23 protein-coding genes, 1 tRNA gene and 1 riboswitch are annotated in these 21,409 nt (G+C 69.1%); of the genes, 8 read left to right on the top strand and 16 right to left on the bottom strand.

What is annotated here, in order from left to right; genetic code table 11:
* Positions 1-57 precede the first annotated feature (57 nt).
* The 4 genes from ACIRB1_RS39890 to ACIRB1_RS39875 form a co-directional block, all read right to left on the bottom strand.
* Positions 58-423, bottom strand: coding sequence for a VOC family protein (locus ACIRB1_RS39890; RefSeq protein ID WP_352184337.1), 366 nt, complete (start codon positions 421-423; stop codon positions 58-60).
* Positions 424-436: 13 nt separating this feature from the next.
* Positions 437-856, bottom strand: a complete 420-nt coding sequence (locus ACIRB1_RS39885; protein ID WP_403468958.1) for a hypothetical protein — start codon at positions 854-856, stop codon at positions 437-439.
* 62 nt (positions 857-918) lie between these two features.
* The gene (locus ACIRB1_RS39880) at positions 919-2,469 is read right to left on the bottom strand and encodes an MFS transporter (protein ID WP_403468957.1); all 1,551 of its coding nucleotides are present in this window, start codon (positions 2,467-2,469) and stop codon (positions 919-921) included.
* Between the two features lie 64 nt (positions 2,470-2,533).
* Positions 2,534-3,868, bottom strand: a complete 1,335-nt coding sequence (locus ACIRB1_RS39875; protein WP_403468956.1) for a DUF445 domain-containing protein — start codon at positions 3,866-3,868, stop codon at positions 2,534-2,536.
* Positions 3,869-4,004: 136 nt separating this feature from the next.
* Between ACIRB1_RS39875 and ACIRB1_RS39870 the strand changes: the two genes are divergently transcribed.
* Positions 4,005-5,333, top strand: coding sequence for an SGNH/GDSL hydrolase family protein (locus ACIRB1_RS39870; RefSeq protein ID WP_403468955.1), 1,329 nt, complete (start codon positions 4,005-4,007; stop codon positions 5,331-5,333).
* Between the two features lie 23 nt (positions 5,334-5,356).
* On the opposite strand, the gene ACIRB1_RS39865 is transcribed toward ACIRB1_RS39870, so the two are convergent.
* The 4 genes from ACIRB1_RS39865 to ACIRB1_RS39850 form a co-directional block, all read right to left on the bottom strand.
* On the bottom strand, positions 5,357-6,214 hold the full coding sequence (locus ACIRB1_RS39865) for a DUF1707 domain-containing protein (protein WP_403468954.1): 858 nt from the start codon (positions 6,212-6,214) through the stop codon (positions 5,357-5,359).
* A gap of 67 nt (positions 6,215-6,281) precedes the next feature.
* Positions 6,282-7,289 carry an ATP-binding cassette domain-containing protein gene (locus tag ACIRB1_RS39860; RefSeq protein WP_403468966.1) on the bottom strand — a complete coding sequence of 336 codons (1,008 nt, stop codon included), beginning with the start codon at positions 7,287-7,289 and terminating at the stop codon, positions 6,282-6,284.
* A gap of 2 nt (positions 7,290-7,291) precedes the next feature.
* The gene (locus tag ACIRB1_RS39855) at positions 7,292-8,113 is read right to left on the bottom strand and encodes an ABC transporter permease (RefSeq protein WP_403468953.1); all 822 of its coding nucleotides are present in this window, start codon (positions 8,111-8,113) and stop codon (positions 7,292-7,294) included.
* Between the two features lie 25 nt (positions 8,114-8,138).
* The gene (locus tag ACIRB1_RS39850; RefSeq protein ID WP_352184331.1) at positions 8,139-8,939 is read right to left on the bottom strand and encodes an ABC-2 family transporter protein; all 801 of its coding nucleotides are present in this window, start codon (positions 8,937-8,939) and stop codon (positions 8,139-8,141) included.
* A gap of 221 nt (positions 8,940-9,160) precedes the next feature.
* Between ACIRB1_RS39850 and ACIRB1_RS39845 the strand changes: the two genes are divergently transcribed.
* The gene (locus ACIRB1_RS39845) at positions 9,161-11,614 is read left to right on the top strand and encodes a transglycosylase domain-containing protein (RefSeq protein WP_403468952.1); all 2,454 of its coding nucleotides are present in this window, start codon (positions 9,161-9,163) and stop codon (positions 11,612-11,614) included.
* A gap of 49 nt (positions 11,615-11,663) precedes the next feature.
* Here ACIRB1_RS39845 and ACIRB1_RS39840 read toward each other — a convergent pair whose 3' ends face one another.
* The 3 genes from ACIRB1_RS39840 to ACIRB1_RS39830 form a co-directional block, all read right to left on the bottom strand.
* Positions 11,664-11,984, bottom strand: a complete 321-nt coding sequence (locus ACIRB1_RS39840; protein ID WP_403468951.1) for a DMT family transporter — start codon at positions 11,982-11,984, stop codon at positions 11,664-11,666.
* A 36-nt stretch (positions 11,985-12,020) separates the two neighbouring features.
* Positions 12,021-12,093, bottom strand: a riboswitch (guanidine-III (ykkC-III) riboswitch).
* Between the two features lie 47 nt (positions 12,094-12,140).
* Positions 12,141-12,497, bottom strand: a complete 357-nt coding sequence (locus ACIRB1_RS39835) for a co-chaperone GroES (protein ID WP_266769113.1) — start codon at positions 12,495-12,497, stop codon at positions 12,141-12,143.
* A 76-nt stretch (positions 12,498-12,573) separates the two neighbouring features.
* Positions 12,574-12,912 (bottom strand): DUF3618 domain-containing protein, encoded by a 339-nt coding sequence (locus tag ACIRB1_RS39830; protein ID WP_328831162.1) that lies wholly within the window; start codon positions 12,910-12,912, stop codon positions 12,574-12,576.
* Positions 12,913-13,006: 94 nt separating this feature from the next.
* Here ACIRB1_RS39830 and bcp point away from each other — a divergent pair, with 94 nt between their 5' ends.
* On the top strand, positions 13,007-13,474 hold the full coding sequence (gene bcp / locus ACIRB1_RS39825) for a thioredoxin-dependent thiol peroxidase (RefSeq protein WP_352184328.1): 468 nt from the start codon (positions 13,007-13,009) through the stop codon (positions 13,472-13,474).
* Between the two features lie 196 nt (positions 13,475-13,670).
* On the opposite strand, the gene ACIRB1_RS39820 is transcribed toward bcp, so the two are convergent.
* Positions 13,671-14,252, bottom strand: a complete 582-nt coding sequence (locus tag ACIRB1_RS39820; RefSeq protein WP_403468950.1) for a GNAT family N-acetyltransferase — start codon at positions 14,250-14,252, stop codon at positions 13,671-13,673.
* A 154-nt stretch (positions 14,253-14,406) separates the two neighbouring features.
* On the opposite strand from ACIRB1_RS39820, the gene ACIRB1_RS39815 reads away from it, so the two are divergent.
* The 3 genes from ACIRB1_RS39815 to ACIRB1_RS39805 all read left to right on the top strand — a co-directional run bounded on the left by ACIRB1_RS39815 (position 14,407) and on the right by ACIRB1_RS39805 (position 15,821).
* Positions 14,407-15,060 carry an HNH endonuclease signature motif containing protein gene (locus ACIRB1_RS39815; RefSeq protein WP_403468949.1) on the top strand — a complete coding sequence of 218 codons (654 nt, stop codon included), beginning with the start codon at positions 14,407-14,409 and terminating at the stop codon, positions 15,058-15,060.
* Positions 15,057-15,731: an HNH endonuclease gene (locus tag ACIRB1_RS39810; RefSeq protein WP_403468948.1), complete on the top strand. Its 675-nt coding sequence runs from the start codon at positions 15,057-15,059 to the stop codon at positions 15,729-15,731. Before ACIRB1_RS39815 ends, ACIRB1_RS39810 begins: the two co-directional genes overlap by 4 nt.
* A 17-nt stretch (positions 15,732-15,748) precedes the next feature.
* Positions 15,749-15,821: transfer RNA gene (locus ACIRB1_RS39805), tRNA-Leu, on the top strand.
* Positions 15,822-15,872: 51 nt separating this feature from the next.
* Here the strand turns inward: ACIRB1_RS39805 and rdgB are convergent.
* The 4 genes from rdgB to ACIRB1_RS39785 form a co-directional block, all read right to left on the bottom strand.
* Entirely contained in the window at positions 15,873-16,475 is a 603-nt protein-coding gene (gene rdgB / locus ACIRB1_RS39800; protein ID WP_403468947.1) for an RdgB/HAM1 family non-canonical purine NTP pyrophosphatase, read from the bottom strand.
* A 388-nt stretch (positions 16,476-16,863) separates the two neighbouring features.
* On the bottom strand, positions 16,864-17,274 hold the full coding sequence (locus ACIRB1_RS39795; RefSeq protein WP_403468946.1) for a hypothetical protein: 411 nt from the start codon (positions 17,272-17,274) through the stop codon (positions 16,864-16,866).
* Between the two features lie 142 nt (positions 17,275-17,416).
* Positions 17,417-18,154, bottom strand: a complete 738-nt coding sequence (gene rph / locus ACIRB1_RS39790) for a ribonuclease PH (protein ID WP_403468945.1) — start codon at positions 18,152-18,154, stop codon at positions 17,417-17,419.
* A 143-nt stretch (positions 18,155-18,297) separates the two neighbouring features.
* Entirely contained in the window at positions 18,298-18,567 is a 270-nt protein-coding gene (locus ACIRB1_RS39785; protein ID WP_327407241.1) for a PTS glucose/sucrose transporter subunit IIB, read from the bottom strand.
* 106 nt (positions 18,568-18,673) lie between these two features.
* On the opposite strand from ACIRB1_RS39785, the gene ACIRB1_RS39780 reads away from it, so the two are divergent.
* Both ACIRB1_RS39780 and ACIRB1_RS39775 read left to right on the top strand, forming a co-directional pair.
* A complete protein-coding gene (locus ACIRB1_RS39780; RefSeq protein WP_403468944.1) occupies positions 18,674-19,966 on the top strand; it encodes a PTS transporter subunit EIIC in 1,293 nt (430 codons plus the stop codon).
* A gap of 180 nt (positions 19,967-20,146) precedes the next feature.
* Positions 20,147-21,397, top strand: coding sequence for a PTS transporter subunit EIIC (locus ACIRB1_RS39775; RefSeq protein ID WP_352184321.1), 1,251 nt, complete (start codon positions 20,147-20,149; stop codon positions 21,395-21,397).
* Positions 21,398-21,409 lie beyond the last annotated feature (12 nt).

Raw genomic sequence — 21,409 nt, 5'->3', positions numbered from 1 at the left:
GGCGCGGGGAACGGCGCGACCAGCCCCACACGACCCGCACCCGAAGACGACGACGCCTCAGCCCCGATGCCCCAGCACGTTCACCACGCGCCCACCCGGATCCCGCACAAAGAACCGCCGCACCCCCCACTCCTCGTCCCGCAGCTCCCGCACGACCTCCGCCCCGGACGCCACCACCGCAGCCCACACCGCGTCGACGTCCTCGACCTCCACGCTCACATCCGGCACGACAGGCGCGGTCCGTTCCTCCGTCAGGAAGCTGATCTGAGCGGTCGGGTTGGAGGGTGACGCCAGGGTCATGACCCACCCCTGGTTCATGACCTCCTCGAAGCCGAGAAGGCCGTAGAAGCCGGCGTTCGCGCTCATCGAGTCCGTGCCGTCCTCCGCCACCTGGAAGTCGGGGACGATCCTGCGGATGGTCATGGGGTACGGCTCCTCACGATCGATGCCCGGCGGCACACAACAGGCCGTCGTTCGAGTCTTCCTCGCGCGGCCGGAACCAGCGTCCCACCCCCGCCACGACCAGCGTGCCCGCCGCGATCACCAGCGTCGCGGACGCCCACGCCAGCGGCCGTTCCGCCTCGAACGACAGGTACATCAGCACGGCCGGCCCCACCGCCACCACCAGCAACGGCCAGGCCAGATCGTCCCGGTGCCCGAAGTAGCCCGCCAGGACCACCAGGATCACCGCGAGCACCGCACCGGCCCCACCGTGCGCCTCGTCCGACGCCGGGACCGCCCCCGACGGAACGCAGAGGGCGTACGCCGCCGTCGCGAGGGCGGCGCCGAGTGCGCGGGTCAGCCAGCGTTCCGGCCAGGGGCGCGTCCGCAGGGGGCTCAGCAGCTTCTCGGTCATGCGTACGAGGTTCGCCCGTGGGGCCGGACACCAACAGAGTACGAGTACTCAGATACCGAAGCTCAAGACGTCGACGGCGCCGCAGCCCCCGCCCCAGAACCGGCTCCCGCCCCAGAACCGGCCCCCGCCCCATCCACCGCAGTCAACGGCTTGGCCACATCCTCCAGAGACCGCCCCTCCGCCCGAACGGCCAACACCGCCGCCACCAACCCGGCCGCACACATCAACCCCGCCCCTATCTGAAACGCCAGCACCGTGTCCCCGACCTTCCCCGTCCCCGTGAGATCCGCGAACAGCAGCGGCCCGCTGATCCCGCCCGCCGCCGTACCCAGCGCGTAGAAGAAGGCGATCGACATCGCCCGCGTCTCCATCGGGAAGATCTCCGACACCGTCAGATACGCACTGGACGCACCCGCCGACGCGAAGAACAGCACCGCGCACCAGCACGCCGTCAGCGTCGTCGCACTCAGCGACCCCCGGTCGAACAGCCAGGCCGTGCCGAACAGCAGCAGCCCCGAGAGCAGATACGTCGACGAGATCATCACCCGGCGCCCGACCGTGTCGAAGAGCTTGCCGAGCAGCAGCGGGCCGAAGAAGTTGCCGACCGCGATGACCGCGAAGTAGTAACCGGTGTTGCCCGTCGGCACGTCGAAGAACTTCGTGAGGATCGCGCCGAAGCCGAAGGTGATCGCGTTGTAGAGGAACGCCTGGCCGATGAAGAGGGAGAAGCCGAGGGTGGCGCGCTTGGGGTAGTCGTGGAAGATCGTGCGGGCGATCTCGGCGAAGGAGACGCTCTTGCGCTGGTGGATGGTGATCTCGCCCTCGGCGGGCGGCAGTTCGTGGCCCTGTTCGGCCTCGATCCGGCGCTCGATCGACGTGACCACCTCGTCCGCCTCGCGGTCCCGGCCGTGGATCAGCAGCCAGCGTGGACTCTCCGGGACGTGCCGTCGTACGAGCAGGATGACGAGGGAGAGAACGGCGCCCAGCGCGAAGGTCAGCCGCCACCCCACGTCCGCGGCGAAGATGTCGGTGTTCAGGGCGACGATCGAGAGCAGCGAGCCGCCCACCGCGCCCACCCAGAAACTGCCGTTGATGATCAGGTCCACGCGCCCCCGGCAGTACGCCGGGATCAGCTCGTCGATCGCGGAGTTGATCGCCGCGTACTCGCCGCCGATGCCGAAGCCGGTGAGGAAGCGGAACGTGAAGAACCACCAGGTCGAGAAGGAGGCCGCGGTGAGGGCGGTCGCCGCGAGGTACACGACGAGCGTGATCATGAAGAGCTTCTTGCGGCCGTAGCGGTCGGTGAGGTGGCCCCAGAACAGGGCGCCCACGCACGCACCCGCCACATACAGCGCCGCCGCGATGCCGGTGACCTGGCCGGAGCTGATCGGCAGGCCGCTGCCGGGCTCGGAGAGGCGGCTCGCGATGTTGCCGACGACCGTGACCTCCAGGCCGTCGAGAATCCACACGGTGCCGAGGCCGATGACGATCGTCCAGTGCCAGCGGGACCACGGGAGGCGGTCGAGGCGGGCGGGGATGGACGAGGTGATCGTCCTGCCACCGCCGCCCCCCGCCGGGGTTTCGGCACTCGCACTCGTACTCGCACTGGCCATCGGGTTCCTCCTCGTCGAGCGAACCCCCTCCGGGTGCCCCCGGAAATCCGCCCCTACACCCGCATTACACCCCCGCCAGCCGGGTCACCGTGTAGATCAACAAGCCCACCAACGATCCCACCACCGTGCCATTGATCCGGATGAACTGCAGGTCACGGCCGATGTTCGCCTCGATCTTGCGCGTGGTGTGCTCGGCGTCCCAGCCGGCCACGGTGTCGGTGATCAGGGAGGTGATCTCCTTGCGGTAGGTCGTCACGACGTACACCGCCGCGCCCTCGACCCAGCCGTCGACCTTCGCCTGGAGCTTCGGTTCCACGGCCATCCGCGCGCCCAGCGACAGCAGCGAGGCCCGCACCCGCAGCCGTAGCTCACTGCGCTCGTCCTCGGCGGCGGACACGATCATCGAGCGGACGGACGTCCAGGCGCTGGCGATCAGGTCCTGGACCTCGCCGCGGCCGAGGACCTCACCCTTGAGGCGCTCCACGCGCGCGCGGGTCTCGGTGTCGGACTGGAGGTCGGCGGCGAAGTCCCCGAGGAAGCGGTCCAGGGCGCCGCGGGCCGGGTGGGAGGGCATATCGCGCATCTCGGTGACGAAGCGGAGCAGTTCCTTGTACACGCGCTCGCCGATGCGCTTGTCCACGAATCTCGGGGTCCAGCCGGGGGCGCCGCCCTCGACGGCGTCCATGACCTGCTCGTCGTGCAGGACCAGCCACTCGTGCGCGCGGGCGACGATCAGGTCGACGACCCGCTTGTGACCGCCGTCGGCGACGATCCGCTCCAGGGTCTTGCCGATGCCGGGCGCGATCTCCTGGGCGTCGGCGCGGCGGGTGATGGCCTCGCCGACGATCGCCTGGACGTCCGAGTCCCGCAGGACCGTGAGGGCGCCCCGGAGGGCTGCCGACAGCTCGGCCGTGACGCGGTCGGCGTGGTCGGGGTCCGCGAGCCAGGCGCCGAGGCGGCTGCCGATGCCGACCGCGCGCAGCCGCTGTCGTACGACCTCTTCGGAGAGGAAGTTCTCGCCGACGAACTCGCCGAGGGAGACGCCCAGTTGGTCCTTCTTGGTGGGGATGATCGCGGTGTGCGGGATGGGCAGGCCCAGGGGGTGGCGGAAGAGGGCCGTCACCGCGAACCAGTCGGCCATCGCGCCGACCATGCCCGCCTCGGCCGCCGCCGCGACATAGCCCGCCCAGGGTCCGGCGCCCGAGTGGGACGCCCATTTCGCCAGGACGTAGACGACGGCCACGAAGAGCAGCAGCGCCAGCGCGGTCAGCTTCATGCGGCGGACGCCGCGCTGTCTCTCCTGGTCGGCGGCGCTGAACGTGGTCATCGTGCGGCGGGACCCGTCGCTCTCCCGGCCCGGGGCCGCCTCGGCCGCCGCCCCCGCTTCTGTCCGGTCCATCCGCTCCACCCGTTCGCCCGTACCGTGCACCTTGTCCCTTCCTGTCCGACTCCCGGAACTGGACAGGAGTTCCCGTAGTCCCCCGATCGGGCAAAATGGCGGGACCCTGCCACTCACCCGAGGAGATCAGTACCGCGTGACCAAGCGACGTGGTTATGCCCTGCTGTCCGCGATCATCACCCTGATCGCGGTCCTTTCCGCCTCCATATACCTCGGGGCCGCCGCGGGCGACGGAACCCGCGACGACGGGAAGAACTCCCCGGGCTCCCGCTCCGGCGGCAGCTCCGCCGCCCCCGCCTCGGCCGGCACCTGGGTGGGCGCCTGGGCCGCCGCGCCCGTGGCCGGTGAGACCGGCACGGAGAACACCGGTATGGCGGGCCGCTCGGTGCGCAACGTCGTCCACACCAGCGCGGGCGGCGCGGGCGCCCGGATCACCCTGTCCAACCTCTACGGCCGGACCGCGCTCAGCATCACGCACGCCTCGATCGCCCTCGCCGCCGCCCGCAACAGCTCCGCCGCCGCCCAGGGCACCATGCGGCGGCTGACCTTCAACGGCGCGGCCTCGGTCACCATCCCGGCCGGGCAGCAGACGCTCAGCGACGCCGTCCGCCTCCATGTCCCCTCGGGCGCCGACCTGTTGGTGACCACCTACTCCCCCACCGCGTCGGGGCCGGTCACCTACCACCCGTACGCACGGCAGATCTCCTATCTCGCCGCCGGCGACCACGCCGAGGACGCGACCGGCACGCCGTACCGCGAACGCACCGCGATCTGGCGGTATGTGACGTCGGTGGACGTGCTGAGCGACCAGGCGAACGGCACGGTCGTCGCGTTCGGCGACTCGATAACCGATGGGTCCACCTCGACCGAGAGCGCCAACCGCCGCTGGCCCGACGCCTTTTCGCAGCGGCTGCGCGCGGCGCTGGCCGCCGGGCAGCAGGTGCCCCGCTACAGCGTCGTCAACGAGGGCATCAGCGGCAACCGGATCCTCACGAGCCTCGACGGCCGGCCCACCGCCAACCAGAGCGGCCTCACCCGCTTCACCCGTGACGTGCTGGGCCGCCCGAACGTCAAGGTCGTCGTCATCGACCTCGGCGTCAACGACGTCCTGCACGACGCCACCGCCGACCAGGTCGTCACCGGCCTGCGCACCCTGGTCGCCCGGGCCCACGCCCGCGGCATCAAGGTCGTCGGCGCCACCCTGATGCCCTTCGGCGGCCACCCCCGCGGCTCGGCGACCCGGAACGCGGTGCGCCGGCAGGTCAACGCGGTGATCAGGAGCGGCACGGTCTACGACGCCGTCGTCGACTTCGACAAGGCGCTGCGCGACCCGTACGACCCGCGCAGGTTCGCCCCGGAGTACGACTCGGGCGACCATCTCCACCCCAGCGACCGGGGGTACCGGAAGATGGCGGCCACGATCGACCTGGCGGACCTCAGGGGCGCGGTGCCGGCCCAGCTGTGACCCGGGGTCCTGGTGAGGAGACCTCAGTCCCAGTCCCGGTGCCTGCGCTCGCGCCGGTCGCGGTGCCGCTCGCGCCGCTCCTCGTGGCGTTCCCTGCGCTCCTCGTGGCGGCGGCGGATCGCGTCGCGGTGCTCCTCCATGGCCTCGCGGTGGGCGTCGTGCGCGACGGACAGGGCGTCGCGGTGGGAGCCGTAGAGCTCCTTGGCGGACGAGCCGCGGTCCAGTTTCTGCTGGCGGCGTTCCTCCTTGAGGCGCTGCCGCTCCGCCCGGGTCACCTTGCGTTCGATGCCGACGCCGCCCCAGAAGGCGAAGCCCGTGACGATCACGCGCGGGGCGCCCGGGTCGCCCGGCACGCCCTCCTCGCTGTGGTCGAAGGCGCCCATGATGCCGATGCCACGGACGACGACCTCGACGCCGGGCGGCACGACGATCTGCGCTCCGCCCATGATCGCGATGCAGTTGATCTCGACCTCACGGTCCGCGAAGTTCGCCTCGCGCAGGTCGATCTCGCCGCCGCCGAAGAAGGAGAAGCAGGTGAACCGCTTCGGCACCGTCCACCGGCCCTTGCGCTGGAACCCGGACAGGATGGCCACCGCGCCGGTCGAGGACCCCTCGCCGCCGACGATCCGCCCGGCCCAACTCCCGCCGTCCACCGGCTCCTTGACCATGTTCACCGGCGGCGGGGCGACCCCGGGGGCGGGCAGGTCCTGGGTGATGGGGGTGAGTTCGCCGTACGTCCGCGCCTTGTAGGTCGCCTCCAGCCGCTCCTCGAACTCCTCCATGTCGAGGCGGCCCTCCGCGACGGCGTCGCGCAGCACCTCGGCGACTCGCTCACGGTCGGCATCGGATGCGCGGAGCTCCGGGACTGCGTCGTCGGTCATGCACAGCAGCCTACGAGGTGACTCCGCGCAGGGCCATGAGGGAAAGCGGGCCCGCCTCCCCCTCGTCCTACGACACCGCTTTCTCGGCCTGCTCCGACGGCGGTCGGGGGCTGTCCCCCATCGAGTACAGCATCTTCGCGATGACCGCCTCGATGTCCGGCTCCCGCACCGACAGGTCCACCATCGGGTACTGGGCCGCGATCCGCGCGACCAGCGGAGCCGCCGACTCCGACGCCGGGAACGCCAGCCACTGCCTCGGGCCCTCCACCTTCACGACCCGCGCGTCCGGCACCTCGATCGGGGGCAACTCCCGCTCCAGGTCGACCACAAGGGTCCGCTCGCTCTCCCCCGCCTCGTGCAGGCCGGCGAGCGGGCCGTCGTACATCAGGCGGCCGTGGTCGATGACCATGACGCGGGAGCACAGCTGCTCGATGTCCTGGAGGTCATGGGTGGTGAGCAGGACCGTGGTGCCGCGCTCGGCGTTCAAGTCCCGCAGGAACTCACGGACCTTGGCCTTGGAGATGACGTCCAGGCCGATGGTCGGCTCGTCTAGGTAGAGCACCTCGGGGTCGTGCAGCAGGGCCGCCGCGATGTCGCCGCGCATCCGCTGGCCGAGGGACAGTTGGCGTACGGGGACATCCAACAGGGCACCCAGCTCCAGGAGTTCGACACAGCGGTCGAGGTTCTCGGCGTAACGGGCGTCCGGGATGCGGTACATGTGGTGCATCAGCTTGTACGAGTCGATCAGCGGGAGGTCCCACCAGAGAGTGGTCCGCTGGCCGAAGACCACGCCGATGCGGTGCGCGAGCCGGGTCCGCTCGCGGGACGGGTCGAGGCCGGCCACCCGCAGCCGGCCCCCGCTCGGGGTGAGGATGCCGGTGAGCATCTTGATGGTGGTCGACTTCCCGGCGCCGTTCGGGCCGATGTAGCCGACCATCTCGCCGCGTGCCACGGCGAAGGAGATGGAGTCGACGGCCCGCACCTGCCGCCGCTCCCGCTTCATGAACCCGGTCTTCTTGCGCACGTCGAAGACCTTCTCGACGCGGTCGAGTCGAATGAAATGCTCGTCCACGATCCTCAACTCCCGGTGCTTCGGTACGACATGAGTCCTGCCCGCCAGGCGAGACCGGCCAGCGCACAGCAGACGAGCGCCACCAGCGGCGACGCGAAGGCCGCGCCCGCCGGCAGGCCCAGCGGGTACGGCCGCCCCAACACGTAGGAGGCGGGCACCCAGTTGACGAAGGCGAGCGGCAGCATGAAGGTCACGCCCCGCACGAAGTCCTTGCCGAACACCGCCGGCGGATACGACAGCAGGGTGTTGCCGCCGTAGGTGAACGCGTTCTGCACCTCGGCCGCGTCCTGCGCCAGGATCTGGAAGGCCGCGCCCGCCACGAACAGCGCCCCGAAGATCGCCGCCCCGCACAGCAGCATCACCGGCACCAACAGCACCTTCCCCACAGTCCAGTCGACATCGATGTGGAGCAGCGCGTACCCGAGGACCACGGCGCCCTGGGTGATCCGGCCCAGTCGGCGCAGCGCGAAGCGGTCCGCGCCGATCTGGGCCAGCACCGGTGCCGGGCGCACCAGGAGGGTGTCGAAGGAGCCGTCGCGGATGCGGGCACCGAGCACGTCCATCGAGCCGAGGACCAGGTCGGAGAGGCCGAACGCGGTCGACGACAGGCCGTACAGAAAGGCGACTTCGGGCAGCGACCAGCCGCCGAGCGAACCGACCTGGGAGAACATCAGCAGGATGGTGACGAAGTCCAGTCCGGTCACCAGCAGGTTGCCGACGACGGTGATGACGAAGGACGTGCGGTAGGCCATGCTCGACCGGACCCACATCCCGGCGATGAGGCCGTAGGCGCGCAACCCCTCGCGCCAGCGCGGCAGTTCACCCATAGGGTGTTCGCTCCCGCGGATCGTCTCAGCCACCCTGCACCACCACTCTCCGCGTCGCCGCCGACTGCAACAGCCGCCCCGCCGCGAGCAGCACCACCGCCCAGGTCGCCTGGAAGACGTACGCGTGGAGCGGATCGGTCCTGCCCATCAGCACGTCCGCGGGCATCTGGATCTGCGCCGCCCAGGGCAGCGCCTGGACGAACGTGCCGAGGCCGCCGGGGAAGGCGTTCAGCGGGAGCACCATGCCCGAGCAGAAGATCCCCAGGATCATCATGGCCTGGTTGACGCCCGTGCCGTCCAGCAGCCAGAACACGCTCAGCGCCACGAGATAGCGGATGCCGAAGCTGACGACCATCGCGAGCAGCAGCGCCACCAGGAGGGCCAGCCAGGAGGTGACGTCCGCGGGAAGCGCCATCGGGAAGAACAGCGCGCCGAACGCGAACGGGATCACGCCCCGGCCGATCAGCTGGAACAGGGCCCGGCCGAAGTCGCTCGCCAGCCACCAGAGTTGGAGATCGGCGGGCCGGTACAGGTCGACGGCGATGTCGCCCGTGCGGATGCGGTCCATCAGGTCCTTCTCGAAGCCGCCGCCCTGGATCGCCAGCGTCGCGTACAGACACTGCCCGAGCCACACGTAGGTGACCGCCTGCGCCTGGTCGTACCCCCCGAGATGCGGGCGCTCGTCCCACAGCGCCAGGTACGTGTAGACGAGGACGACACCGAAGACGGTGTTGGTGAAGACCCCGGCGAGCGTCGCCGCCCGGTAGGTCGCGTAGCGCCTGAAACCCCCCGCCGCGACGGCCGCGTACAACCGTCCAGCGCCCACAGAAACCACCCTCCGTCCCCTCTTGACACCGAAGCGCAGGAGCCTAGTGCGCAGGTGGTGACGCACGCCACGCATTTTCCGGGCAAGTGCGTGCCGATGGGCGGGAACGGAACGCATGGTGCGAGAGTCTTCGTCTGGGGGCGCAGAAGCGCACAAGGCCGTACAGGAACGTACGAGGCCGTACGCGACCGTACGACGCGAAACAGGAGTCCGTGCACGACATGAGCGACCAGCCGCAGCCGCAGCAGCCGAACCAGGGCTGGGCACCGAGAGAGCCGGAAGCGGCCGCCACCCCCGAGGCCCCCGGGGCGCCCGGCGGTGAGAAGCCGAAGAAGGCCAAGCGGCCCAAGCGCACCGGATGGCGCAGGATCATCCCGACCTGGCGGATGACGCTCGGCGGGGTCGTCGTGCTCGTCGCGCTGCTGATCGGCGCGTTCTACCTCGGCTACTCGCTGGTCAAGATCCCGCCGGCCAACGCGCTCGCCACGAAGCAGTCCAACGTGTACCTCTACGCGGACGGCTCCCAACTCGCCCGCGACGGCGAGGTCAACCGCGAGAACGTGGGCCTCGCCCAGGTCTCGAAGAACGCCCAGCACGCCGTACTCGCCGCCGAGGACCGGGACTTCTACACCGAGTCCGCCGTCGACCCCAAGGCGATGGTCCGCGCCGGGTGGAACACCGCGACCGGCAAGGGCACCCAGTCCGGCTCGACGATCACCCAGCAGTACGTCAAGAACTACTACCTGGGCCAGGAACAGACCGTCACCCGAAAGGTGAAGGAGTTCTTCATCTCGATCAAGCTGGACCGCGAGGAGTCCAAGGACGAGATCCTGGAGGGCTACCTCAACACCAGCTACTTCGGCCGCAACGCCTACGGCATCCAGGCCGCCGCCCAGGCCTACTACGGCAAGGACGCGGCCGACCTCGACGCCGGCCGCGGCGCCTATCTCGCCGCGCTGCTGAACGCGCCGAGCGAGTACGACGTCGTGGCGCATCCCGAGAACAAGGCCTCGGCGCTGGCCCGTTGGAACTACGTCCTCGACGGCATGGTCAAGAAGGGCTGGCTCACCCAGGCCGAGCGCACCGGCATGAAGTTCCCCATGCCGAAGGAGGCGTCGGCCTCGACGAGCATGTCCGGACAGCGCGGTTACATCGTCGGCGCGATCAAGGACTACCTCACCACCAACAAGATCATCGACGCGGACACCCTCGAAGCGGGCGGCTACCGCATCACGACCACCCTGCAGAAGAGCAAGCAGGACGCCTTCGTGAAGTCAGTCAACGACCAACTCATGTCCAAGCTCGACAAGAAGAGCCGCAAGGTCGACAACTACGTGCGCGCGGGCGGCGCTTCGGTCGACCCCAAGACCGGCAGGATCGTCGCGATGTACGGCGGCATCGACTACGTGAAGCAGTACACGAACGGCGCGACCCGCGGCGACTTCCAAGTCGGCTCCACCTTCAAGCCGTTCGTCCTCACCTCCGCGATCCAGAACGGCTCGCAGACCCAGGACGGCCAGACCATCACGCCCAACACCTACTACGACGGCACCAACAAGCGCCCCGTGGAAGGCTGGAACGGCGGCTCGTACGCGCCGGAGAACGAGGACGAGGTCTCCTACGGCGACATCACCGTCCGCACCGCGACCGACAAGTCCGTCAACTCGGTGTACGCGCAGATGGCCGTCGACGTCGGCCCCTCGAAGGTCAAGCAGACCGCTATCGGCCTCGGCATCCCGGCCGACACCCCCGACCTGACCGCCACCCCGTCGATCGCGCTCGGCCCGTCCACCGCGAGCGTCCTCGACATGGCGGAGGCGTACGCCACCATCGCCAACCACGGTGAGCGGCACGCGTACACGATGATCTCGAAGATCACCAAGGACGGCACGAACGACATCAAGCTGCCGGAGAACAAGACGACCCGCGCGGTGAGCCGCGAGGCCGCCGACACCACCACCTCGGTCCTACAGAGCGTCGTCGACAACGGCACGGCCACCGCCGCCCAGGGCGCCGACCGCCCCGCGGCCGGCAAGACCGGCACCGCGGAGGAGGACACGGCGGCCTGGTTCGCGGGCTACACCCCCGACCTCGCCACCGTCGTCTCCGTCATGGGCCAGGACCCGACCACCGCCGCCCACAAGTCGCTCTACGGCGCGATGGGCCTCGAACGCGTCAACGGCGGCGGGGCGCCCGCGGAGATCTGGGCCCAGTACACCAAGACCGCCCTCAAGGGCACCGAGGCGAACGACTTCGACCTCCAGCTCCAGGACGGCGCCGAGACCGTCGCACCCCCGAGCCAGCAGCCCAGCCGGCCGGCGACCACCGGCGACCAGAGCAACGGCGGCACGACCACCACCGGCGGCCAGGGCGACCAGGGGCAGACCCAGGGCCAGACCGACGGCGGCACCACGACCACCGGCGGCACGACGGGCACGACCACGACCGGCGGCACGACCGGCAGCACGACCGGCGGCACCACCGGCACGGGCGGCACGACCACCGGCGGCGGCACCACGAGCACCGGCGGCACGACGGGCACGACCACGGACGGCGGCACCACCGCGACCGGCGGCACGACGGGGACCACGACGGACGGCGGGACGACCGGGGACACCACGGGCGGCACGACGACAACCGGCCCCCAGAGCACCACCGGCCGGAAAAAGGAGTGACGGCCCGTCCCTGAAGGCGGAGTGACCGCTGGTGCTTAGGCGGGGGGTCTCAGTGACCGGAGGTCGCCTTCAGCCCCACCACGGCGACCAACAGCAGACACACGAAGAAGATCCGGGCGGCGGTGACAGGCTCCCCCAGCACCACCATGCCGAGCACCGCCGCCCCCGCCGCACCGATCCCGACCCACACGCCGTACGCGGTACCGATGGGCAGCGACTTCGCGGCACACGACAGCAGCAGCATGCTGGCGACGATCCCGGCACCGGTGAACACGCTGGGGACGAGCCGGGTGAACCCGTCGGTGTACTTCATCCCGATCGACCAGCCGACTTCGAGCAGACCGGCGACGACCAGCAGAACCCAGGCCATGAGAGGCACCTCCGAGGCACGTGTGTGACTGACGGCAGTGCGTCGTCTTTGCGTGACTCCCGGTACGGCGCGTCTCGTCGGGCTCCTCCCCAACGTAGCAAAGGGACGGCAAAAGGGGCTGGTGAAGATGGTCACCAGCCCCTTCGAAGCTCGCTTCTACAGGTACAGCCCGGTCGAGTCCTCGGACCCCTCGAACCGGTCCGCGGCGACCGCGTGCAGATCCCGCTCCCGCATCAGGACGTAGGCCACCCCACGCACCTCGACCTCCGCACGGTCCTCCGGGTCGTACAACACCCGGTCCCCGGGCTCCACCGTCCGCACGTTCTGCCCTACGGCGACCACGTCGGCCCAGGCCAGCCGGCGCCCCACGGCCGCCGTCGCGGGAATCAGGATCCCGCCACCCGAACGCCGCTCGCCCTCGCTCTTGTCCTGACGCACCAGCACACGGTCGTGCAGCATCCGGATGGGCAGCTTGTCGTCCTGGGTGCTCTGCTCGTCTCTCTTGGCGCTCACGCCCACGAACCTACCTGCCCAAGGCCCGTCCGTACGCGGCCGGGTGGCCCGGAACCGGCCCCGCAGGGCCCCCGCGTCAGCGCCTGCGACGCCGGGAGCCGAGGACGAACAGCCCGACGACACCGACGGCGACCAGCGCGACGGGGACGATCCGCTCGATCCGCGGGGCGCCCTCCTCGTCCACGAACTGACCCCTGACATCGCTCACGACGCGGTTGACGCCGACGTACGCCCTGCCGAGGGTGTGGTCGATGTTCGACGCGACCTTGGCCTTCGCGTCGCCCACGATGGTCTTCGGGTGCACCCGCACCCCGATCTCGTCGAGCGTGTCGGCCAGGACATCGCGGCGACGCTTGATGTCCGCCTCGATCTGCGCCGGCGTTCTGGTGTCCGGCGTGTTCGACGTGTCCGTCACCGTACGGCCTCCGAAGTCTGCTGGTACTTGTGCCGCACAGTCTGTCAGCTCTCGGGCGGAGTGCACTGTCAGCACCCCCGGTTACGCTAGCGCGATGAGTGAACGACTCCAGCCCGGGGACGTTGCCCCCGCCTTCACGCTCCCCGACGCCGACGGCCACGAGGTGTCCCTCGCCGACCACAAGGGCCGCAAGGTCATCGTCTATTTCTACCCCGCGGCCCTGACCCCCGGCTGCACCAAGCAGGCCTGCGACTTCACGGACAACCTGGAACTGCTGACCGGCGCCGGCTACGACGTCATCGGCATCTCCCCCGACCAGCCGGAGAAGCTCGCCAAGTTCCGCGAGAAGGAGAACCTCAAGGTCACCCTCCTCGCGGACCCCGACAAGAAGGTCCTCGACGCGTACGCGGCCTTCGGCGAGAAGAAGAACTACGGCAAGACGTACATGGGCGTGATCCGCTCCACGGTCATCGTCGACGAGTCCGGCAAGGTCGAACACGCGCTGTACAACGTGCGGGCGACGGGCCACGTGGCGAAGATCATCAAGGACCTGGGCATCTGAGACGCCGGGCCACCAGGCCCTAGGTCGTGTCCGCAAAGTCCCGTCGTCCGCCCGGAGGGCGGGCCTCGCGGCGTCCGGTGCGTGCGCTCGGTGTGCCGCCCGGAAGCCCCCGTACTGGACGTACTTGGGCTTCCGGGCGGTGCGGCGAGCGTGCGTGCCGGGCGTCGCGAGGCAGGCGGGACTTTGCGGACACGGCCTAGCGCTCCACCGCGCTTCCGTACGCGAACGAGATCCACACATCAGGAGGCAGGCCGGCCCGCCCGGGCACCGGCCTGCGCTCCTCGCTCCACTCCCCCGGGGCCAGCTCCTCGCCCACCCGCCGCCAGAACGCCACGGCCCCCGGATTGACGTCCTGAAACGCGACCTTCCAGGCCCCCGGATTGACGTCCTGAAACGCGACCTCCCAGGCCCCCGGATACCGCGCGACGACGTCCCGCACGGCCCGCATCCCGACCCCACCCCGCCGGGCCCCGCGCACGACGAAGAAACTGTTGAGAACCCGGGTGGCCCCGCCGATCCCCCGCACGAACGCGAACCCGACGGGATGCCCACCACCCCAGAAGAGATACGGCGCCCAGTCCCCGCCTCCACCGGAGCCCCCGAACGCCGCGGCCACCCGCTCACTGCGGAACGTCCCGTCCGCAAGGGGCAGTTGAGACACCCCGCCGTTCCTGAACTCCGACAAGTCATGCCGGAACATCAGCCAGAGCCGCTCGACGACGGGACGGTCGGCGGGGGTGGCTGGTCGTACGTCTACTGCTCCCAGGGAAATGGTCATGAAAAAAGCCTCCTGGGCGGACAAGGGTCCGCGCCTGGAAGGCTTCAGCGACCCGGAGTCTATCAACTGCTTTACGTTTCGGGTGTGACTGTCGGATTGACGGCTCGTTACTCCATTCGAGAGCACGAACGTGTTTCCGGATCGGAGGGGAACGATGGGGGCCAGCGCGTATTCGCGGGAGCGGCTGGAGGGAGCGGCTCGGGGGGCGCGGACGTTGTCGGAGGCGTTGGAGAGGTTAACGGTGGATCCGGGTAGTTCGACTCGGCGCTACGTCCTTGGACGGATGAAGAAGCTGGGCGTGGATGTATCTCACTTCGAGCGCGAGGGCGTGAAGTGGACGAAGGAGATCCTCCAGGCGGCGGTTTCGACGTCGACGAACATGTGCGAGGTATTACGGTGCCTCGGGCTGGAGGTCGTGGGCGGACACCACACGCACATCAGCCGTCGGATCAGGGCGTACGGCATCGACACCTCGCATTTTCGGTCGCCGACCCGACGTGGCGAAGCCCGGCGCCCTCGGACACCTGAGGGACTACTCATCGAGCAGCCGACCGGTCAGGCTCGGCGCATCCCGAGTGATCGGCTCAAGTGGGCAATGACAGTCATGGGGATGCAGGAGCGGTGCGCCTTGTGCGGGACGGAACCGGTCTGGCGAGGGCACCCGCTCCCGCTGGAGGTCGATCACATCGACGGCAACTGGCGCGACAACCGCATCGAGAATCTGCGGTTCCTGTGCCCCAACTGCCATTCGACGACCGACAGTTACCGGGGGCGCGGAAAAGCACGCGGCAAAGTCGGCAGCTCATGAGCAGCGGTGTCCAGTACACGCGCGAGCGGCTGACCGAAGCCGCCTCGCGCTGCTCCGACATCGACGAGGTCATCGCCTTCTTCGGTACGCAGCCCTACGGCCAACTCCGCCGCCACCTCTTCGGGCGTTTCGACCACTTCGGCATCGATGTCTCCCACATGCCACGCCACAGACGGTCGCACACGGCGGACAGACCGACCACCGACGAACTGAGCCGCGCCGTCGCGGGTGCCACGTCCATCGCGGACACGCTCCGCGCGCTGGGAATGGCGCCGTACAACGGCAGACTGCGCACCCTGCTTCGCCAATGGCTGACGGAAGACGGCGTCGACACCGCCCACTTTCTGGGACAGGCGCACCAGCGAGGACGATCAGGCGGGGTGCTTCTTCGGCGCGCCGAGAACATCCTCGTCCAGCACGATGGCAGTCGCCGGACGAGAACCCATCTGCTACGTCGGGCACTTCTGGAGGTGCGGGTACCGGAAGTGTGTGCCGAGTGCGGAACCGCCTCTGAGTGGCTCGGCAAGCCCATGACTCTGGAGGTCGATCACATCAACGGGGACTGGAGCGACGACCGGCGCGAGAACCTGCGGTTGCTGTGCCCCAACTGTCACGCGATCACGAGCACGTGGTGCAGAGGAGGTCGACAACGCAGTTGCGGCGCCCAGTAAAGTAGGTCGCAGCACTGGCGCCCGTACGCCAAGGGCTGAGCGGCGATCTTTAGGTGGTCGTGTTTGTCGGTTCGAATCCGACCGGGCGCACGAGGACGCCCCGCACCTTCGATTCGCAGGTGCGGGGCATTTTTCGTGAAGTCAGCCCAACAACTCCCGCACCACCGGCACCAGCGCCCGGAACGCCTTCCCCCGGTGGCTGATCGCGTTCTTCTCGTCCGGGGTGAGTTCCGCGCAGGTTCGTGTCTCGCCCTCGGGCTGGAGGATCGGGTCGTAGCCGAAGCCGTTGGTGCCTGCCGGGGTGTGGCGGAGGGTTCCTCGCAGTTGGCCCTCGACCACGCGTTCCGTGCCGTCCGGCAAGGCCAGGGCCGCCGCGCACGCGAAGTGCGCTGCCCGGTGTTCGTCCGCGATGTCCGACAGCTGGGCCAGGAGCAGGTTCAGGTTGGCCTGGTCGTCGCCGTGGGTGCCGGACCAGCGGGCCGAGAAGATGCCGGGGGCGCCGTTCAGCACGTCGACGCAGAGGCCGGAGTCGTCGGCGACCGCCGGGAGGCCCGTCGCCCGGGCCAGGGCGTGGGCCTTCAGCAGGGCGTTCTCCGCGAAGGTGATGCCTGTTTCCTTGACGTCCGGGATGTCGGGGTACGACTCCGCGCCGACGAGCTCATGGGGCAGGCCCGCGTCGGTGAGGATCGACCTCAGTTCGGTGATTTTCCCGGCGTTCCGGGTGGCGAGGATCAGGCGTGTCATGCCGTCCAGTATCCCGGCCGCCTCCACCCACCCGCGACAGCCTGAACTCCGCCGCACGCCGTACGTCGGCGCCATCCCCCGCACATCGACGACATCCCACCGCACGCCGCACGGCATCCCGACGCCTACCTACGGCCGTGGCATTCCCACCACGGCCGCATACCCCCAACACCCCGACGCCCGCCTACAGCCGTGGCATTCCCACCGCCGCCGCACACCCCCGAAACCCCGAGACCCGCCGCATACCCCGGGAACCCCGAGACCGCCGCGCACCCCGAAACCCCGGCACCCGCCGCTCCCCCACGGCATCCGCCGCCCGTCACACCCCGTACGCCTACGTCAGCCCAACCCCGCCGCACGCCCCGAAAACCCCCACACCCCCAACCCCCTACGACGTACACACCTTCGTCAACTCCCCCGCCGCATCCGTCACCGGGCTGATGTCAGGCGTGTTGTCGCCGTTCTTCACCGCCGTGCGGACGTTGTCGACCGCCTCGCGCAGGTGGTCCACCGCCTTGTTGACGTCGGCGTTGTCCGTCTTGTCGCCGATCTTGTCGAGGTCCTTCTCGATGGAGTTGAGGGACGCGTCGGTCTGGGTGGGGTCGTTCGCCGCGTTCTCCACGGCCTGTTGGAGGCCGGTGACGCTGTCGGCGATGGTGTCGGCGGTATGGACGCAGTCGATGGCCTTGTCGACGGCGTCGCAGCCGGTGGTGAGGCCGGCGGTCAGGCCGATCACGGCCGCGCCGGCGGCTAGCGCGATCCGGCGACGGCTGCTGCGGCTTCGTCGGCTTGCGGCCATGGTTTCGGTGCCTCCCCGTGGGGTGACCTCGGCGGCCGGCCCCGTTTCCGTTCCGTATGCGTAGGGACGCGGGGACGGGCCACCGGGTTGCCCCGGCGGCCCGCCTCTCTTGGTACGTCCTTTACCTGTCCGGTCCAGCTTCTTACTTCTCCAGCGCGGCCTCAAGTGCCTGTCGCTGTACGGCGGCCAGGTCGCCGCAGCCGGCGACCGCGAGGTCGAGGAGGGCGTTGAGTTCGTTGCGGGCGAAGGGCTCGGCCTCGGCGGTGCCCTGGACCTCGACGAAGCGGCCGTCGCCGGTGCAGACGACGTTCATGTCGGTCTCGGCGCGGACGTCCTCCTCGTAGCAGAGGTCGAGGAGCGGGACTCCGCCGACGATGCCGACGGAGACCGCGGAGACCGTGCCGGTCAGGGGCTGGCGGCCGGCCTTGATGAGCTTCTTGCCCTGGGCCCAGGTGACCGCGTCGGCCAGCGCGACGTACGCGCCGGTGATGGCTGCCGTACGGGTGCCGCCGTCGGCCTGGAGGACGTCGCAGTCGAGGACGATGGTGTTCTCGCCGAGGGCCTTGTAGTCGATGACCGCGCGCAGCGAGCGGCCGATGAGGCGGCTGATCTCGTGGGTGCGGCCGCCGATCTTGCCGCGGACGGATTCGCGGTCGCCGCGGGTGTTGGTGGCGCGGGGCAGCATGGAGTACTCCGCGGTGACCCAGCCCTCGCCGCTGCCCTTGCGCCAGCGGGGGACGCCTTCGGTCACGGAGGCGGTGCAGAAGACCTTCGTGTCGCCGAAGGAGACGAGGACGGAGCCCTCGGCGTGCTTGCTCCAGCCGCGTTCGATGGTGACGGGGCGGAGCTGTTCGGGGGTGCGGCCGTCGATTCGAGACATGGCGAAGAGCCTAGTCGCAGGACCGGGGCGGGCAGGAGGGAAGGGCCTGCGGAAGGGAAGGGTGTGCGGAAGGGGCATGGGGAAGGGGCTCCTCCCGGGGAGGAGCCCCTTCAGTACGCGAAGCCGGGGATGATCCCCCTGCTTCACATCATGTCTTCGATGTCCGCCGCGATCGGGTCCGCGTCCGTGCCGATGACGACCTGGATGGCCGTGCCCATCTTGACGACACCGTGGGCGCCTGCGGCCTTCAGGGCGACGTCGTCGACGAGGGCCGGGTCCTTCACCTCGGTGCGCAGGCGGGTGATGCAGCCCTCGACCTCTTCGATGTTGTCGATGCCGCCCAGTCCGGCAACGATCTTCTCAGCCTTGGTGGCCATGTTGTTCTCTCCCTGATCCGAACCGCTTTGTCGCAGTAACCCACAGTTGGCCCAGCTTCGCGAGCGGTCATGTCGTGCGTGCCGAATGATGGTGAACGATCACGTCGCCAACTGGTCTACACCACATTACCGAGAGGCGTCCATGAGTGCCGACAGTGCCGCCACCCGTCCTGGGCGCAGCTATTGGAGCACCCTGTTCCAGGGACTCCAGAAGATGGGCCGCAGTCTCCAACTGCCCATCGCCGTGCTGCCGGCCGCCGGCATCCTCAACCGGCTCGGGCAGCCGGACGTGTTCGGGGCCGACGGTCTGGGGTGGACCAACGTCTCGAAGGTGATGGCGGGTGCGGGCGGGGCGCTGCTGGACGGGCAGCTCGGGCTGCCGCTGCTGTTCTGTGTGGGTGTCGCGATCGGCATGGCGAAGAAGTCGGACGGGTCGACGGCGCTGGCGGGGCTGGTCGGCTTCCTCGTCTACTACAACGTGCTGCGTCAGTTCCCGAAGGACTGCACGGGCGGTACGAACGTGGTGCCCGGCATCGGCTGTCAGGCCGCCGATCATTCGGTCTCGGCGTTCACTTACCAGAATCCCGGGGTGTTCGGCGGGATCGTGCTGGGGCTGCTGACGGCGTTCTTCTGGGCGCGGTATCACCGTACGAAGCTGGTGGACTGGCTCGGCTTCTTCAACGGGCGGCGGCTGGTGCCGATCATCATGTCGTTCGTGGCGATCGCGGTCGCGGCGGTGGCGCTGTGGATCTGGCCGCCGATCGGCACCGGCCTGGAGCACTTCAGCGACTGGCTGAGCGCGCGGGGTGCGCTGGGCGCGGGGGTGTTCGGGCTCGCCAACCGGGCGCTGCTGGTCGTGGGGCTGCATCAGTTCCTGAACGTGCCCATCTGGTTCCAGTTCGGCAGTTACACCAAGCCGGACGGGACGGTGGTGCACGGTGACATCAACATGTTCCTGGCGGGCGACCCGAACGCGGGGCAGTTCACGTCGGGCTTCTTCCCCATCATGATGTTCGCGCTGCCGGCGGCGGCGCTCGCGATCGCACACTGCGCACGTCCTGACCGGCGCAAGGAGGTGGGCGGGCTGATGCTGTCGGTGGCGCTCACGTCGTTCGTGACCGGTATCACCGAGCCCATCGAGTACTCGTTCCTGTTCATCGCGCCGGTCCTCTACGCGATCCACGCGGTGTTGACCGGGGTGTCGATGGCGGTGACGTGGGGGCTCGGGGTGCACGACGGTTTCAGCTTCTCGGCGGGGCTGATCGACTACGCGATCAACTGGAACCTGGCGACGAAGCCGTGGGCGATCATTCCGATCGGGCTGTGCTTCGCGGCGGTGTACTACGTCGTGTTCCGGTTCGCGATCACGAAGTTCGATCTGAAGACGCCGGGCCGGGAGCCGGCGGACGAGCGCGAGGACGTCACAAAAGCCTGACGGCGTAAGGGAGTTGGGCCCTCGGACCATCGGTCCGGGGGCCTTTTGGCGTGCGGGCGCCCGTGTACGTGGCGTAGCGATCCGGTCGCAGATTCAGCGGGTTCCTTTATGCGGACTTCATCTGCTACAACAGGTCTACACCACTGAGTGGTGTAGACCACCACCCGATGGAGGAAGTCCATGAGCACTGCCACCGCGCCAACGGCGGCACCCACAAAGAAGTGGGGATCCGGCCTGTTCCAGGGCCTGCAGAAGATCGGTCGCAGCCTACAGCTCCCGATCGCTGTGCTTCCGGCGGCGGGCATCCTGCTCCGGTTCGGCCAGGCCGACATCCATGACAAGCTGCACCTCCCCGACAAGGTGACGGCTGTCTTCGCCACTGCCGGTGGCGCGATCTTCGACAACCTGCCGCTGTTGTTCTGTATAGGTGTCGCGATCGGCTTCGCCAAGAAGTCCGACGGCTCCACCGCCCTCGCGGCGCTCGTCGGCTTCCTCGTCTACAGCAATGTGCTCAAGGCCTTCCCCGTCACCGAGGCGCAGATCCTGAAGGGCGCCGACGTACCGGCGACCTACAACAACCCCGGTGTCCTCGGCGGCATCATCATGGGGCTGCTCTCCGCGGTGCTGTGGCAGCGGTTCCACCGGACCAAGCTGGTCGACTGGCTCGGCTTCTTCAACGGCCGCCGTCTCGTCCCGATCATCATGGCCTTCGTCGGCACGATCATGGGTGTCTTCTTCGGCCTCATCTGGAAGCCGATCGGCGAGGGCATCTCGAACTTCGGTGAGTGGATCACCGGTCTCGGCGCCTTCGGTGCCGGTCTGTTCGGTCTGATCAACCGCGGTCTCATCCCGGTCGGCATGCACCAGTTCGTCAACTCGGTGGCCTGGTTCCAGATCGGCGACTACAAGAACTCCGCCGGTACGGTCGTCCACGGCGACCTGACCCGCTTCTTCGCCGGTGACCCGACCGCCGGACAGTTCATGTCGGGCTTCTTCCCCATCATGATGTTCGGCCTCCCGGCCGCCGCGCTCGCCATCGCGCACACCGCCCGCCCGGAGCGCCGCAAGGCCGTCACCGGCATGATGATCTCGCTCGCGCTGACGTCCTTCGTGACCGGTGTGACCGAGCCCATCGAGTTCTCGTTCATGTTCATCGCCCCGGTCCTCTACGCGATCCACGCGGTGCTGACCGCCCTGTCCATGGCGATCACCTGGGCCCTCGGCGTCCACGCCGGCTTCACCTTCTCCGCGGGCTTCATCGACTACGCCCTCAACTGGAACCTCGCCACCAAGCCGTGGCTGATCATCCCGATCGGTCTGGTCTTCGGCGCCATCTACTACTTCGTCTTCCGCTTCGCGATCACCAAGTGGAACCTCCCCACCCCGGGCCGCGAGCCCGAGGAGGAGATCGAGGACCTCACCAAGGCGTGACCCTCGCGGCAT

This window comes from Streptomyces sp. NPDC096013 (genome assembly GCF_044763565.1).
Taxonomy (GTDB): domain Bacteria; phylum Actinomycetota; class Actinomycetes; order Streptomycetales; family Streptomycetaceae; genus Streptomyces.
This window is presented reverse-complemented; position numbering and strand designations above follow the sequence as displayed.

Excerpts from the sequence above, each read along its gene's own strand:
- rdgB (WP_403468947.1), bottom strand. The coding sequence starts at position 16,475 with ATGACACGCCTGATCCTCGCCACCCGGAACGCCGGGAAAATCACCGAA.
- bcp (WP_352184328.1), top strand. The coding sequence starts at position 13,007 with ATGAGTGAACGACTCCAGCCCGGGGACGTTGCCCCCGCCTTCACGCTC.
- ACIRB1_RS39795 (WP_403468946.1), bottom strand. The coding sequence starts at position 17,274 with ATGGCCGCAAGCCGACGAAGCCGCAGCAGCCGTCGCCGGATCGCGCTA.
- rph (WP_403468945.1), bottom strand. The coding sequence starts at position 18,154 with ATGTCTCGAATCGACGGCCGCACCCCCGAACAGCTCCGCCCCGTCACC.
- ACIRB1_RS39780 (WP_403468944.1), top strand. The coding sequence starts at position 18,674 with ATGAGTGCCGACAGTGCCGCCACCCGTCCTGGGCGCAGCTATTGGAGC.
- ACIRB1_RS39855 (WP_403468953.1), bottom strand. The coding sequence starts at position 8,113 with ATGGGTGAACTGCCGCGCTGGCGCGAGGGGTTGCGCGCCTACGGCCTC.
- ACIRB1_RS39885 (WP_403468958.1), bottom strand. The coding sequence starts at position 856 with ATGACCGAGAAGCTGCTGAGCCCCCTGCGGACGCGCCCCTGGCCGGAA.
- ACIRB1_RS39880 (WP_403468957.1), bottom strand. The coding sequence starts at position 2,469 with ATGGCCAGTGCGAGTACGAGTGCGAGTGCCGAAACCCCGGCGGGGGGC.
- ACIRB1_RS39865 (WP_403468954.1), bottom strand. The coding sequence starts at position 6,214 with ATGACCGACGACGCAGTCCCGGAGCTCCGCGCATCCGATGCCGACCGT.
- ACIRB1_RS39840 (WP_403468951.1), bottom strand. The coding sequence starts at position 11,984 with ATGGCCTGGGTTCTGCTGGTCGTCGCCGGTCTGCTCGAAGTCGGCTGG.
- ACIRB1_RS39775 (WP_352184321.1), top strand. The coding sequence starts at position 20,147 with ATGAGCACTGCCACCGCGCCAACGGCGGCACCCACAAAGAAGTGGGGA.
- ACIRB1_RS39810 (WP_403468948.1), top strand. The coding sequence starts at position 15,057 with ATGAGCAGCGGTGTCCAGTACACGCGCGAGCGGCTGACCGAAGCCGCC.
- ACIRB1_RS39845 (WP_403468952.1), top strand. The coding sequence starts at position 9,161 with ATGAGCGACCAGCCGCAGCCGCAGCAGCCGAACCAGGGCTGGGCACCG.
- ACIRB1_RS39875 (WP_403468956.1), bottom strand. The coding sequence starts at position 3,868 with ATGGACCGGACAGAAGCGGGGGCGGCGGCCGAGGCGGCCCCGGGCCGG.
- ACIRB1_RS39815 (WP_403468949.1), top strand. The coding sequence starts at position 14,407 with ATGGGGGCCAGCGCGTATTCGCGGGAGCGGCTGGAGGGAGCGGCTCGG.
- ACIRB1_RS39890 (WP_352184337.1), bottom strand. The coding sequence starts at position 423 with ATGACCATCCGCAGGATCGTCCCCGACTTCCAGGTGGCGGAGGACGGC.
- ACIRB1_RS39820 (WP_403468950.1), bottom strand. The coding sequence starts at position 14,252 with ATGACCATTTCCCTGGGAGCAGTAGACGTACGACCAGCCACCCCCGCC.